The organism is Saccharospirillaceae bacterium (genome assembly GCA_022448365.1).
Taxonomy (GTDB): Bacteria; Pseudomonadota; Gammaproteobacteria; order Pseudomonadales; family Oceanobacteraceae; genus Bacterioplanoides.
The window spans coordinates 59,773-74,685 of record JAKVCS010000007.1; the positions used below are offsets into that span (position 1 = coordinate 59,773).

Sequence of the window (14,913 nt, forward strand, 5' to 3'; positions counted from 1 at the left end):
CTCTGCTGGATCTCCGGCGCTCTTATAGATAAGCTAAATCAATTGAAGCATACCTATACAAGCTGATTATCAGCCTGGGGCTGCTAAACCTTTTTATAAACGAGATTTGTCATGACATTAACCGAGCTGAAGTACATCGTCACCCTCGCTCAGGAGCGTCATTTTGGTCGTGCTGCTGAAAAGTGTTTTGTCAGCCAACCGACCCTGAGCGTAGCGATAAAAAAGCTTGAAAGCGAGCTGGAAATTGCGATTTTTGAACGCAGTAAAAGCTCCGTCACCATTACTCCGCTGGGTGAAAAAATCATCATTCAGGCGCAAAAAGTGCTGGAAGAATCGCGTTCCATCAAAGAAATTGCTAACGCTGGTAAGGATCAGTTATCCACACCGTTAAAAATCGGCGCCATTTTTACCATCGGTCCTTACTTGTTTCCCCATCTGGTGCCACAAATACACCAGCTGGCAACCACCATGCCGCTGTATCTGGAGGAAAACTACACCGGTGTATTACGTCGCCAATTACGCGATGGTGAACTCGACGCTATTATTGTTGCCCTGCCATTTACCGAACCCGATGTCTTAACCCGCCCTCTGTACGATGAAAACTTCGTTGTTGTACTGCCGAAGAATCATCCATGGGAAAGCCAGACCACCATTAATCCAGAGCAATTGATTGATGAAGATCTGCTGATGCTGGGCGAAGGCCACTGCTTCCGTGATCAGGTATTTGAAGCTTGTCCGGCGCTGAGTAATAAGCACCACACCCGACTCGGTACCGTCACCGAAGGCAGTTCGCTGGAAACTCTCAAGCATATGGTTGCCACAGGTCTGGGCATCACTGTTCTGCCAGAGTCGGCGGTGAGTAATCTTGATCAGAACCTGGTAACGACCAAGCCATTTGCGCAGCCAGCACCCAGCCGCACCGTGGCCTTAGCCTGGCGCACCAGCTTCCCCCGCGGCCAGGCAGTGGACCTGTTGCTTGAAACCGCGCGCCAGTGCCGTATCGGCTGATTCAGCAGGCCAGTACTATTGAGGAAAACCTGTGGCGAAGCTGAGTAAACTCACCGATCTGAAAGGGGTTGGCCCCAAGCTGGCAGAGCAGCTGCACAAGCTGCATATCGCCAGTTTAGCCGATCTCTATTTTCACCTGCCGTTTCGTTATGAAGACCGCAGCCGGATTACTCCGATTGGTGGCCTGCAGCCGCAGCGTCCAGCGGTGTTTCAGGGAGAAGTGCGGGTCGCCAACATCGTCTTTGGTAAGCGCCGCAGCTTATTAGTAAAACTGCAGGATGCATCCGGGGTGATTAGCCTGCGCTTTTATCACTTTACCGCGGCCCAGAAGAAACAATTCAGCTCCGGCACCACGTTGCGGTGTTATGGCGAGCCGCGCCGCGGTGCCAGCGGTTTAGAAATCTATCACCCAGAATACAAAGTGCTCGAAGACGGTCTGGATGAAGAACTGGAAGCCAGCCTGACGCCTGTGTACCCGGCTACCGACGGTATTTCGCAACAACGTTTGCGCTTATTGCATGAGCAAGCCCACGGTCTGCTGCGGGATCATCAGGTTGATCTGGTGGATTTATTACCCCGTGAATGGCTTAGCCAATGGCGTTTACCGACTCTCGAAGAATCGTTACTGTTTCTTCACCAACCGGATCGAGATACCGATCTCGCCTACCTGTTATCCGGCCAGCATCCGGCACAAAAGCGCCTGATTCTGGAAGAGTTGTTGGCCCATCAACTGTCGCTGCATAAAATCCGCGCGCAGGTTCAGGCACATCAGGCGCCAGCAATTCACTGCAAACAGAGTCTGCAGCAGCAACTACTGCGTCAGCTACCGTTTACACCGACCGGTGCGCAGCAGCGGGTAGTGACAGAAATCGAGCAGGATATTCAGCAACCCTACCCCATGCTGCGACTGGTTCAGGGAGACGTTGGTTCCGGTAAAACTCTGGTGGCAGCGCTGGCAGCCTGTGATGTGCTGGAAGCTGGATATCAGGTGGCACTGATGGCACCCACGGAGATACTTGCCGAACAACATCTGCAGAATTTATCCGCCTGGTTTGAACCTCTGGGCATTCGTTGTGGCTGGCTGGCAGGTAAGGTTAAAGGTAAAGCCAGAACCCAATCTCTCAGTGATATCGCTGATGGCAGTGCACAGCTGGTAGTCGGTACTCACGCACTGTTTCAGGAAGACGTAAGATTTGCCAAACTCGGTCTGATCATCATCGATGAACAACACAGGTTCGGTGTGCATCAGCGTCTGGAACTGCGCGAAAAAGGTATTCAGATGGGGTTATCACCGCACCAGCTGATTATGACTGCGACCCCCATTCCCCGCACACTGGCGATGAGTGCATATGCCGATCTCGACACTTCAGTCATTGACGAATTACCACCGGGTCGCAGCCCCATTACGACGGTGGCGATTGCCGATAATCGTCGCCCGGAAATTATTCAGCGGGTCAGTGCTGCCTGTACGCCAATCGCACAGGGCGGTGAAGGCGCGCAGGCTTATTGGGTATGCACCCTGATCGAAGAGAGCGAAGCACTGCAGTGTCAGGCCGCCGAGAATACTGCCGAAGAACTGAAACAAGCGCTGCCACACTTGCGCATCGGCCTGGTACACGGCCGCATGAAACCCGCTGAAAAAGCCGGGATCATGGCGTCGTTTAAAGCCCATGAACTGGACTTACTGGTGGCGACAACAGTGATCGAAGTGGGAGTGGACGTACCCAATTCCAGCCTCATGATTATCGAAAATCCGGAGCGTTTAGGCCTGGCGCAATTACATCAGCTGCGAGGTCGGGTTGGCCGCGGCAGCGCCAAATCTCATTGTGTGCTGCTGTATAAATCGCCGTTGTCTTTTACCAGCAAACAGCGGCTGCAAGTGATGCGAGACAGTCAGGATGGATTTTATATCGCAGAACAGGATTTACAGATTCGTGGCCCCGGTGAAATGCTTGGCACCCGTCAGACCGGCTTGCAAATGCTACGTGTTGCCGACTTACAGCGCGATGGCGATTTATTACCCCAGGTTCGGGAAATGGCCGAACAGCTTTGGAACCACCACCCGCAAACGGTGGAACCGTTGATTCAGCGTTGGTTGGGTGAAGCCGAACGTTTCGCCAACGTCTGATCGTTCGTTGACCCTGACCACAATTTTCCGCTCATTAAAAAAATCCCGATTCCAGCGGGCGAGCTTGCCAGCCTGAACTATATTTAAGGCAGACAAATTTGACGCTGAGCGGTATTGGCCGCAAATCATAAGGATTTTAGTATGGCTATCCCCGCTACAGTCATGAAAGTGCTGGATGACTGGCACGTCCCCTATTCACTGACCGATGACGAAGAAGTTTTTCAGCTTATGCAAAGTAACCCTCCCGCCTCCTACTCTGCCAAAGTGGCCAACGTTGTTTTCCTCAAGGACGGAGATGGCAAGGTTCAGGTCGTTATCCCGGGCAATCGCTTACTGGATTTAAACATGCTGGCGCATGAGTTTGGTCGTCAGTTCACAGCACTGTCCGGCGAAGAGCTGCAACACTTAAAGAACAAATTTGGTTTGGATGAATTTCCGGCGCTGCCGCAAGTCACGGGGGTCGATTCACTGGTGGATGAGACCCTGCTCGAACAACCGGAGCTGTTTATCGTATCCGGCGCTGAACACGAGTGGTTGAAGGTACCGACGGACGATTTCCGCAATCTCACCTCAAGCTCTCATGTTGGTAATTACACCGCACCGCTGGCCAGTGAAGTCCACCTCAACAGCCAGGACCAGGACCTGGATGATGTCCATGCTGCCATTCGACAGTTTACCCCGATGCGTATAAAACAACGGCTTGAGGAAACCCTGGATTTACCGCCTTTGCCGGAAACAGCACGGAAAATTATTGATTTGCGGGTGGATCCGAATGCCGACACCGTCTCGCTGGCACAGGCTGTGGAACTCGATCCTGGTATGTCAGCGCAGGTAGTCAGTTGGGCGCGTTCACCCTATTACGGCGTGCGCGGAGAGATTAAAACCGTCGAAGATGCGGTGTTAAGGGTGCTGGGGTTTGATCTGGTTATTAACCTGGCGCTGGGCCTGGCTCTGGGGCGCAGTCTATCGGTTCCCAAGGAAGGTCCTCACGGTTACGCACCGTTCTGGCAGCAAGCTGTGATTACCGCGACATTATGCGGCGAGCTGGTGCGTATGATTCCGGCAAGACACCGTCCGAGTCAGGGGTTGGCCTACTTATGCGGTCTGATGCACAACTTCGGATTCCTGGTGCTGGGGCACGTATTCCCACCACAGTTTTCGTTGGTTAATCGCCATATTGAAGCCAACCCACACATCAATCGCTTTTACATCGAGCGCCATTTGCTGGGCATGACCCGCGAACAGGTGTCCAGCTGCTTGATGCAACAATGGCGGATGCCGGAGGAGCTGGTCACGGCCCTGCGGCAGCAGCACAACGCACAGTTCGACGGCGAGCATAAGGAATATGCACAGATTCTTTATGTTGCTACCCGCAGCCTGCGTCGCCATGGTTTTGGTGACGGACCGTTCGAATTACCGGAACAGTACATTCTTGATGATCTGGGACTTACTCAGGAAAGGGTTGATGAATTAACCGCAAATGTTATGACCAAGATGGATGATCTGAATGAGCTGGTAAGCCTGCTCAATAAATAACGTAACGGCCTCTGACAGACCCGGATAACAGTGTTTGCAGAGGCCATGCCCCGATCAGGAGGCTTTAGCTATCCGATTGTCGGTTCCAGCTCAAACATTCTTCCAGCGTCACCCCTTTACCACCAAAAATATCCAGCGCACTGCCAATGGTTAAATCGACCTTACCGTTGGATAACTCGTGCACCCGCTTTAAGTCGTCCAGAGAACGGGCGCCACCAGCATAGGTCATAGGAATGGTTGAATGCTCGCCGAGCATGGCCACCAGCTGCTCATCAATACCGGCCTGTAAACCTTCCACATCGGCGGCATGAATCAGAAACTCGTCACAGTGGCTGGCCAGCTCACGCAGATTCTTAGCGTTCACTGCAGTAGCGGTAACCGTCTGCCAGCGATCGGTGGCAATGTTCCAGCCATCATCGGTTCGGCGACAACTTAAATCGAGAATCAGACGATCTTTACCGGTCTCTTTTTTCAGCTGTTCTAAACGCTCCCAGCTGAACTGACCGTCTTCAAACAAATACGAAGTGACAATCACATGAGAAGCTCCCGCTTCCAGGAATTCAGCGGCATTACCCTGGTTCACCCCGCCACCAAACTGTAAACCCTGCGGCCAGGCCGCCAGTGCTTTTAAAGCTTCATCTTTATTGCCCGGACCGAGCGCAATGACATGGCCACCGAGTAAATCATGCTTGCGATACAGCTCAGCGTAATACGCCGCATCGTGATCACTGACGAAGTTAGTATCAGCACCCTGATCATTCAGGCTGCCACCAACAATTTGTTTTACCTTGCCTTGGTGAAGGTCAATGCATGGGCGAAATTGGGTCATAATTTTCTCGGTATCGAAAAATACATTCTTAAATACTTCTCAGAATTTTCTGATTAACCCGCGCGCATTTTTAATAACGCAGCAATATCAAAACTGCCATCGTCGCGGGTTTGGTATTTATTCCAGTCCGGTTTTTTCCGGTCCACAGCCACCATGGTCATACGGTCGGCCAGTTCATTACCTTCTGTACCTGCATGTGCTTTCACATGAGACAGAATTAATTTGTCTTTGATTGTATTAAACAACGCGTAAGCCCGTTTAATCATTTCTAAATTCTGGATGTCACCGTCTTTGCGTTTCCAGCCACGCTTTTCCCAACCCGGTGCCCAATCGCGGATGCACTGAATCGAATACATCGAGTCACAACGAACCTGGGCTGTTTTACCCTGGGCAATGACTTTTTCCGATAACACCAGCGACTGATACAAAGCATTCAGTTCAGCGGAATTATTGGTGCCGTTTGGATTGTACATGCCGTACCACAGCTGGATCAGCTGATCGGCACGGTAAATGGCGATACCAGAACCCGCCTTGCCAGGATTCGGCTCACAGCCGCCATCACAATAAAAGGTATAGTCAGTAGTGAAGGTTTCGGCTTTGGCAGCAGGTTTCGGCTTGGCTTTGCCTTTGGCCTTAGAGCCGGACGCAGCCGCTTGTATCGTTGCCGGGCGACCATAAGCCGCCAGCGCTTCAGCCTCGCTGGTAAAGGATTTATAGCGCGCGCCCGGAAAGCCATCGACCTGTTTCTTCGCCGTTGGCCAATCTCTGTAGATACCTGGCTTATGACCAGTCCAAATCACGTAAAACTTTTTTGCCATTCACTTTCCGCTATTCTGCATTCAACCCAAGACGGACTGTTTCGATCAGGTTGCGCATCTTAGCAGAAAAGCACCTTTACGGGCCTCATTAAACATTGGTAACCTTCGGTCACTTAGAAAAATAACCCGATCGAATACGATACAGGTGCCTGATGATTGAATTAACCGTGAACGGCGTAAAACATGCGCTGGATGTTGAAGCAGATACACCACTGCTGTGGGTCGTGCGTGATTTTCTTGACCTCAAAGGCAGTAAATTTGGTTGTGGTGCCGGTTTATGCGGTGCCTGCACCATGCATTTAAATGGTATGCCAATCCGTACCTGCATCACTCCGGTCACTGCGGCGGCTGGCCAGCATATCACCACCATTGAAGGTGTTGGCTCGCCCGATAACCTCAGCACCGTGCAACAAGCCTGGATCGATAATAACGTGCCACAGTGTGGTTATTGCCAGTCAGGCCAGATTATGGCAGCGACGGCTCTGTTGCGGGACAACCCAACGCCATCCGACCAGGATATCGATAATGCCATGAGCGGTAACATCTGCCGTTGTGGCACCTACCCTCGTATCAAAAAAGCCATTAAACAAGCTGCGGGCAATTTATCCGCAGAACGCAACAGCGACTTGTTCAAGGAGGTGACCTATGGTTGATTCAACGAACACTTCGATAAGTCGCCGTACCTTCCTGAAAGCCACTTCGGTTACCGGTGGTGGTCTGATGATGACCATGGCTTTACCGGCCTGCAGCACGCTGAAAAATGGTGGTGTAAATGTTGATAACGGTAAAGAAGGCTGGGATTCCAACGCCTGGGTGCGCATCGATACCGATAACACCATTCATTTTGTACTCGACCGTACCGAGATGGGTCAGAACACCTACACGGGCATGACTTCATTATTGGCGGAAGAACTGGAAATTGATCCAGAGGTGGTCGAAGTTGAATTCGCCGGTGTTGATTCTGCTTACCGGAATACCATTTATAAATTGCAGATTACCGGCGGCAGCACCAGTGTGAGTTCCAGCTGGCAGGTCATTCGCGAATGTGGCGCTGCAACCCGTATGATGCTGATTCAGGCCGCTGCGAATACCTGGGGTGTTAAAGCCGATCAGTGCTATGCCGAACTGGGTCATGTTATTAACAAAAATAACGGAAAAAAAATCGCTTACGGTCAGCTGGCAACCATTGCTGCAACTTACGCCATTCCTTCCGATATTACGCTGAAAGATAAATCCGAATTTAAAGTGATCGGTAAATACAACAAGCGCCTGGATGCGAAAAAGAAAGCAACCGGTACCGCTGACTTTGGCATCGATACCGATCTGCCGGGCATGTTGTACGCGGTTGTAACCCGTGCGGGTCGTTGGGACAGCAAGGTTAAAAGTTTTGATGCCAGTGCGGCGAAGAAAGTGGCCGGTGTCGTTGATGTGTTCGAAATTAATGCACCAGCTGCAGTAGGCGTTGCCGTGGTTGCCAAAAGTTACTGGCAAGCGCGTAAAGCCCAACAACAGTTAACCGTTGAGTGGCACAACAGCACATTAAATAACGTCAGTGATGACAGCATCTTCCGGCAGTATCAAACCGATATGGCAGAAGACAGCGGTAAAAACGTGCGTGATGAAGGTGATATTTCCGAAGCACTGGAGTCAGCCTCTTCGACAATCACGGCTGAATTTAAAATGCCATTCCTGGCTCACGCAACACTTGAGCCACAGAACTGCACCGCTTGGGCGAAAAAAGACGGTATGGAAATCTGGGCGCCCACTCAGGGTCCGAGCATGGCACAGGTTGCTGCCGCGAAAGCCAGCCGTTATTCGCTGAACGATATTAAGGTCAACGTCACCTTTATCGGAGGTGGTTTTGGTCGCCGTATTAATAACGACTTCGTGGCTGAAGCCGCAGCCATTTCCGACAAGCTGCAACAGCCGATTAAATTAATCTGGTCGCGTGAAGAAGACACCAAGCGTGACTTCTATCGTCCATCCAGTTATCACCAGCTAACGGCAACGTTAGATCAACAAGGTGATATCACCGGTTGGCAGCATCAGATGGCTGGCTCTGGTGTGTTCGATTATTTTGTTGGTGAAGCGGCTCCGGCTCAATACCCATTTGCTCCCAAATTTATGTACGGCATGTTAGAAAGCGCCGGTAAAATGGGTGAAGGTATTATTGCACCGGCAGACGGCTCCATTTTTGAGGGTGCCGGAGCCTTACCTTATGAATTTGAGAGTATTTCCGTCGACTATAAAAAATCCGACTCCGGTATTTTAGTCGGTAACTGGCGCAGCGTCGGTTTCTCACACAACGGCTTTATTACCGAAACTTTTATGGACCAGCTGGCTGACAGCCAGAAGAAAGATCCGGTTCAGTTCCGCCTGGATTTACTAAAAGGTCATCCTCGTGCCACTAACGTGCTGAAAACAGCAGCCGAGAAAGCTAACTGGGGGTCACCACTTCCGGGTTGTACTCAGGGTGTTTCGCTGCACAAATCGTTTGGTACCTGGGTGGCTGAAATTGCCGACGTCGAAGTCAATGGCAGCCGCCTGAAAGTAAAACGTGTGGTGTGTGTGGTCGACTGTGGTCAGGTAGTAAACCCGGACACCGTTGAGGCACAAATGGAAGGCGGGATTATTTTCGGTTTAACCGCCACTTTGTACGGAAAAATCACCATCGTGGATGGCGAGCCACAGCAAAATAACTTCTACGATTATCAGTTGTTGCGTATGAACGAATCGCCGGATATTCAGGTTCATATCATCGACAGCGATGAAAAACCGACGGGCGTTGGTGAACCAGGTGTTCCACCAATTGCTGCGGCAATCGCTAATGCGGTCACCCGTAAAACCGGCCAGCGTTTTAATAGTTTGCCACTGGAACTGAAGAGCTGATCTTTTAAAGCACTGGAGCAAAGAACGCCGCACATTTAACGTCGACACGCAGCAAGTCCGTCCATGTATGCTCTCTTATAGCGTCCCTGCTATAAAAGGTCGACTCATAAATATCTGGCGCTCTTTACTCGGGTAAACCGCAACGGCTTTCTGATTTATCAGATTCGGTAGTGTATTTAATCAGAGCGACCTTGAGCAGCAGGGATGCTGCACCAGAGCCTCGAGGGACATATTCACGGCGTGTCACGAGATTAAATTCGCTACCGGATCAGCAACGACGACTAAAAGTACCTCATGAACGGCAGTAACTGGCACCTTTTACAACAGCTTCTGTACTGGTTAGATCAGGGAATTGAACCCTGGTTAGCAACCGTACTGGAGACCTATGGCTCTTCGCCACGCCCGGTTGGTTCTCTCATGATGTATCACCCGGATAAAGGCGTCGTAGGTTCATTGTCCGGTGGTTGTATCGAGCAGGAGTTAATCGAACAGCTTTCAAACAGTGAACCAAGCTGCCCAACCGTCATTCGTTACGGCGGTGATGCCGAACAACAACAACGCCTGCAACTGCCTTGCGGCGGCCATCTCGATGTACTGCTGGAAAAAGTCGATCAAAACCAACAATTCCATTTTCAGCAATTATTGTTGGCATTAAAACAGCGTCATCATATTGGCCGTCAGATTAATTTAGTCAGCGGTGAACTCAACATCATCGATGACGAAAACCTGCCAAAAGATATACAGCGTGACGGCGATATTATTCAGCACGCATTACGGCCCCACGATAAATTATTAATGGTGGGAGCTGGTGAAGTCGCACGCTGCGTTGCTGAAATTGCAAAGAACCTCGAATTCGATATTACACTCTGTGACTTTCGCGATGAGTTTCTGCAAGGATGGCAGGTCGATGGCGTCACTGTTATTAAAGGAATGCCCGACGATCTGATTGCCGAATCTTTCACCGATAAACACTGTGCCATTATTGCACTGGCACACGATCCTCGCATCGACGATATGGCGATGTTAGAAGCACTAAACTCAAACGCTTTTTACATTGGTGCTATGGGGTCGCTGAAAACCTCCACTAAACGTCGCGAGCGGTTGCTGGCATTGGACATCAAGCAGAAACAGCTGGAAAAATTGCATGCGCCTATCGGCATGGATATCGGCAGTAAAACGCCCTACGAAATTGCTTTGTCGATAATGGCACACGTCGTTCAGTATCGACCCGCATAACTCCTGTCTGTTCGACCTTTTACCGCACTCTCACCAGTAGCGGCAGGCTCAATCCCTATGCTAGTGTCGAAAGTCAGTTATCCACATCAAGGGCAATCAATGACGGTTGGAGTTGTATTATTAGCCGCAGGCTGCAGCCAACGTTTTGGCAGTGATAAACGTCATGCGCCCTTCCCGGAATCGGAACAGGTGAAGTCATCGGTTCTGCTCAGTACGCTGAGTCAGATACGCGCCAGCAAGCTGCCCTGTTTTGTCGTGCTCCGTCCGGGAGATCGGTCGCTGGGTTTGCAACTGAATCAGCTGAACGTTGAATGGGGCATTTGCCCGGATGCTCACTTGGGCATGGGTCATAGCCTGGCCTTTGGTGTGCATTCGACCCAGCATTGGCAGGGATGGCTGATCGCACTCGCTGATATGCCCTGGGTCCTGGCAACCACCTATCAGGCTTTGGCCGCTCGGTTGAATGGCGAAAACATCATCAGACCTTGCGTTGCTGGATCTGGCTCGACAGCAAAGCCGGGCAATCCGGTTGCCTTCTCTCAAACCTTCGCCTTTGAACTGATGCAATGCTGCGGCGACCGTGGCGCACGTCATGTGATTGCAGCCAACCCCCATCAGATCGAGAACCTCCAGGTAAACGATCCTGGCATTCTGCGCGATATCGATCGCCCCACTGACTTGCCACGCTCATAGCACATAGAGCCATAGCCAACCGGCCTTACTTTTGTTAAAACAGACGAATAACGATTGGTTTGAGCGGTTTTTGCACCGATAGACCAATGCTTTCGGATAGCATCTGACGAAGGAAGTGCGGATGAGAAGTTTGGCTGTATTGTTATTGTTGCTGGTTAGTTCCCTCTCACAGGCCAGCAGTTCTCAACTACAAAAATTAGAATTATTGTCTTATCGGCTCTCTTCCTCATTCGCGACCTATATCTTTTTTGAAGGTCAGCAGGAATATCTGCAACAAGCTAAACAACACCTGCAACAGGGCAGTCAGTTACTCGCCTCTCTTGCGCAACAGCATCCGAATATTCAAAAAAAATGGCAAACGGCACAAACGTTTATCGCTGACAATGAAAACCGTTCATTCGAAGGTTTTGATATGACGCTGGAAGCTGGCTGGAGTTTATTAACTCTGGACCTGCAGGAAGAAATTGCTGCACTGAATCCGCGTGAACACAGTTCTGCGGCCTTCCGACTGCGTTTAGAACTGGAACAGATTCTGGTGCACTACATGAAATTCGCCAACTCCACCACCGGCGGCTATGGCGTTAGCCGGGCAAGCGACACCATTGAAGATAAAGTTGCCCGGGCAGAAGCGATTATTAATCAGAGTTTTGCTGACAATGGCCGGTTACAACGCAAGTGGAGTTACATCAAAAAAACCATCTTGGCGTACAACTCAAACACCGCACCTTATATTGTGATGCGGGTGTTTGATGATATGCGGTTCATGATATCCGGCAACGAACAACAATAAATCTCAGATAATTAAACCGGATTATCGATATCCACAAATTCAACATTTAAGTTAAATTCTTCTGCCAGGTATTCACCCAGCGCTTTGGCGCCATAACGTTCGGTAGCATGGTGCCCGGCGCTAAAGAAGTGTGTCCCGGTTTCACGGGCCAGATGCACTGCCGGCTCGTTAATTTCACCGGTTAAATAGGCATCAACCCCGGCATCAATGGCAGTCTGCAGATACCCCTGAGCTCCCCCGGTACACCAGGCGATGGTTTCAATCATATCGCCGTCTTCGCCAATATGCAGCGGTTCACGTTGCAGACATCCAGCAATCCAGGCGCGAAATTCTTTGCCACTCATGGGTCTAGGCAAGCGACCAATATTGCCCGGCTTGGATAAATCATGTTCATCAATCGGGCCGTCTACCTGAAGACCGAGGACATCCGCCAACTGAACGTTATTACCATAAACAGGATGAACATCCAGCGGCAGGTGATAACCAATCAGATTGATATCATGCGCTAACAGCGCTTTCAGGCGTTCTTTTTTGATTCCGATAACACGCTGATCTTCACCTTTCCAAAAATAGCCGTGGTGAACCAGCAAGGTGTCGGCACCGCGTTCAATGGCCACATCAATCAGGGCTTGATTGGCGGTCACGCCGGTAATGATTTTGCTGACTTGTTCTTTGCCTTCGACCTGTAAACCATTAGGACAATAATCGCGAATGCGCGCAGACTGTAATAATGTATCGAGATGCTTGATTAGCTGGCGGCGATCCATAATCCTAGTACCCTGTTCGCTCAGTATAAAAACTCTAATTTTATGGCCGATGGCAGGGGCCAGGCAACTCACATGATCTATCGTTTTTTATTGCCCATTCTGTTCGGCATCATCGCGGCATTAACCGTACTGAATCTGGCACCGGAATGGATTCTCCGGCAACCAGTCAGCCAGGCTACTAAACCATTGGAATCTGCGGCGATCCCACCGCAAAATCTGGGCGTGGTCAGTTATGCAGCCGCGGTTGATGCGGCCGCTCCGGCAGTTGTGAATATTTACACCCGGAAAACCGTAAAACGTCAGCATCACCCAATTTTTGATGACCCCTATTTCAATCAGTTTCTGCGTGAAACACCGCAGCAAAGCGAACGACTGAAATCCAGCCTCGGCTCCGGCGTTATCATGTCGTCCAGTGGCTATGTGCTGACCAACCATCACGTTATCCGCAGTGCCGATGAAATTGTGATTGCTTTGCGTGATGGCCGCGAAGCGCCAGCCATGTTAGTCGGCACCGACCCCGAGGCCGATCTGGCGTTACTGAAAATCACACTCGACAACCTGCCGGTGATTCAGGTGACGTCACAACGCAGTCAGAGTATTGGTGATGTGGTGCTGGCGATTGGCAATCCTTTTGGTGTTGGTCAGACAGTTACCATGGGAATTATTTCTGCCATTGGCCGCAACCAACTGGGGCTGAATACCTACGAAAATTATATCCAGACCGACGCCGCGATAAATCCGGGTAACTCCGGCGGCGCACTGATTAATGCCTATGGCGAGTTAGTGGGTATCAACACCGCCATTTATTCACAGTCCGGCGGCAGCGAAGGGATTGGTTTTGCCATTCCGGCAGAAACTGCCACTCAGGTATTGAATGATCTGGTAACGCACGGCGCAACCATTCGTGGCTGGCTTGGCATTGAAGTACAGGAAGCCAACCCGGAACTGCTGAAATTGCTGGGTTTACCGGATGCGCTAAATGGGCTGATTGTTACCGGAATCTATCCGGGAGGCCCAGCCGAACAAGCCGGACTGGCGACTGGTGATATTCTCACCATGATTAATCGTCAAGACTCTGCCAATGCTCAGCGGGCCATGAATCAGATAGCCGCTCTGCGTCCCGGCGACCGTGTCGATCTGGAATTATTACGTGCCGGTAAAATCATCCGCACCAGCGCCATTGCAGGGTTGCGAGAGTCGCAAATGCAATAACGGTCGTACTTGGGCTGACGCATCACCGTGTTGCGATACAGGCCAATGTATCAATTAAGCCCGGTGTTGTGACGTTTTAGCGCAAATGACCTGTTTGGTGTCATGATTCATCAACATCTGAATGGTACCTTTGTTCCACCTTAGTTCAGCAGGAGGAACAATAACAATGAAACTGATTAAATATATGACAGCCATGGTGCTGGGTGTCGCGGCAAGCGGAGTCATTGCATCCAGTAACCCCAGCGGGGTAAAACACCTGGCTTCATTAGATATCGCTTTACCGGCTTATGAAGATATCAGCACCACTCATCCGGTATTCGACTTCGACGGCGATGGCTGTTTGCCGAGCGCAGGGATTGGTCGTGACGGTGCGATGAATGGCGGCCTGAATACCAGTGGTGATTTAGGTGGCGGATGTCGTAAATCCGACTTTCTCAATTATTCCAATACCCTGCACCGTTATATGTGTAAGAACAGCAGTGGCGATCAATACTGCGTACACTTTTATTCGCTGTATTTTATGAAAGATCAGATAATAAGTAACGTTGGTGGCGGCCACCGTCACGATTGGGAACATGCTGCGGTCTGGACTAAAAATGGCGCTGTGACCCATGGCAGCTATAGCGCACATGGCGACCTGAACACCAAACCGGCTTCAGAATTGCCGTTCGAAAATGGTCATCTGAAAATTGTCTATCATAAGGATGGCGGCCTGACTCATGCCCTGCGTTTTGCCAAATCAAACGAAGCAGCAGAAAACCCATACGGCTATTGGGTATTACCACCGTTGGTCAGCTGGTACACAGTCACAGGTGACGGTGTAAGCAACTCCGAAATGCGTAATAAAATGAACAGCTATAACTATGGTTCAGCCACGATTCCAATGAAAGACGGGAATTTTGTAGGCAACGTGAATAACTATAAACCTTCTGATTATCCAACCTTTACCCGTTCAGATATGACAGCGTCACAATAATTCTGTTGCGATATAAAAACAAAGCCGGCGT

The 14,913-nt window shown here is 50.5% G+C and carries 13 protein-coding genes; 10 read left to right on the forward strand and 3 right to left on the reverse strand.

What is annotated here, in order from left to right:
• Nucleotides 1–111: 111 nt before the first annotated feature.
• The 3 genes from MK185_16630 to MK185_16640 all read left to right on the forward strand — a co-directional run bounded on the left by MK185_16630 (nt 112) and on the right by MK185_16640 (nt 4,672).
• Complete coding sequence (locus MK185_16630) at nt 112–1,008, forward strand: hydrogen peroxide-inducible genes activator (protein MCH2042259.1); 897 nt, start codon at nt 112–114, stop codon at nt 1,006–1,008.
• Between the two features lie 31 nt (nt 1,009–1,039).
• Nucleotides 1,040–3,136: an ATP-dependent DNA helicase RecG gene (recG, locus tag MK185_16635; GenBank protein MCH2042260.1), complete on the forward strand. Its 2,097-nt coding sequence runs from the start codon at nt 1,040–1,042 to the stop codon at nt 3,134–3,136.
• 141 nt (nt 3,137–3,277) lie between these two features.
• The gene (locus tag MK185_16640; GenBank protein ID MCH2042261.1) at nt 3,278–4,672 is read left to right on the forward strand and encodes an HDOD domain-containing protein; all 1,395 of its coding nucleotides are present in this window, start codon (nt 3,278–3,280) and stop codon (nt 4,670–4,672) included.
• 64 nt (nt 4,673–4,736) lie between these two features.
• On the opposite strand, the gene hisA is transcribed toward MK185_16640, so the two are convergent.
• A complete protein-coding gene (gene hisA / locus MK185_16645; protein MCH2042262.1) occupies nt 4,737–5,501 on the reverse strand; it encodes a phosphoribosylformimino-5-aminoimidazole carboxamide ribotide isomerase in 765 nt (254 codons plus the stop codon).
• Nucleotides 5,502–5,554: 53 nt separating this feature from the next.
• Nucleotides 5,555–6,319: a ribonuclease H family protein gene (locus tag MK185_16650; GenBank protein ID MCH2042263.1), complete on the reverse strand. Its 765-nt coding sequence runs from the start codon at nt 6,317–6,319 to the stop codon at nt 5,555–5,557.
• 152 nt (nt 6,320–6,471) lie between these two features.
• Between MK185_16650 and MK185_16655 the strand changes: the two genes are divergently transcribed.
• From MK185_16655 to MK185_16675, 5 genes are all read left to right on the forward strand, one after another.
• Nucleotides 6,472–6,972: a (2Fe-2S)-binding protein gene (locus tag MK185_16655; protein MCH2042264.1), complete on the forward strand. Its 501-nt coding sequence runs from the start codon at nt 6,472–6,474 to the stop codon at nt 6,970–6,972.
• Nucleotides 6,965–9,208 (forward strand): molybdopterin-dependent oxidoreductase, encoded by a 2,244-nt coding sequence (locus MK185_16660; GenBank protein MCH2042265.1) that lies wholly within the window; start codon nt 6,965–6,967, stop codon nt 9,206–9,208. The genes MK185_16655 and MK185_16660 overlap by 8 nt, the downstream gene beginning before the upstream one ends.
• A gap of 294 nt (nt 9,209–9,502) precedes the next feature.
• The gene (locus tag MK185_16665) at nt 9,503–10,444 is read left to right on the forward strand and encodes an XdhC family protein (GenBank protein MCH2042266.1); all 942 of its coding nucleotides are present in this window, start codon (nt 9,503–9,505) and stop codon (nt 10,442–10,444) included.
• Between the two features lie 99 nt (nt 10,445–10,543).
• A complete protein-coding gene (locus MK185_16670) occupies nt 10,544–11,137 on the forward strand; it encodes a nucleotidyltransferase family protein (GenBank protein MCH2042267.1) in 594 nt (197 codons plus the stop codon).
• Between the two features lie 121 nt (nt 11,138–11,258).
• Complete coding sequence (locus MK185_16675; GenBank protein MCH2042268.1) at nt 11,259–11,927, forward strand: hypothetical protein; 669 nt, start codon at nt 11,259–11,261, stop codon at nt 11,925–11,927.
• Nucleotides 11,928–11,938: 11 nt separating this feature from the next.
• Here the strand turns inward: MK185_16675 and MK185_16680 are convergent, their stop codons facing one another.
• Nucleotides 11,939–12,694: a Nif3-like dinuclear metal center hexameric protein gene (locus MK185_16680; GenBank protein ID MCH2042269.1), complete on the reverse strand. Its 756-nt coding sequence runs from the start codon at nt 12,692–12,694 to the stop codon at nt 11,939–11,941.
• Between the two features lie 72 nt (nt 12,695–12,766).
• Here MK185_16680 and MK185_16685 point away from each other — a divergent pair, with 72 nt between their 5' ends.
• Nucleotides 12,767–13,906 carry a trypsin-like peptidase domain-containing protein gene (locus MK185_16685; GenBank protein MCH2042270.1) on the forward strand — a complete coding sequence of 380 codons (1,140 nt, stop codon included), beginning with the start codon at nt 12,767–12,769 and terminating at the stop codon, nt 13,904–13,906.
• A gap of 166 nt (nt 13,907–14,072) precedes the next feature.
• Nucleotides 14,073–14,882, forward strand: coding sequence for an NPP1 family protein (locus tag MK185_16690; protein MCH2042271.1), 810 nt, complete (start codon nt 14,073–14,075; stop codon nt 14,880–14,882).
• Nucleotides 14,883–14,913 lie beyond the last annotated feature (31 nt).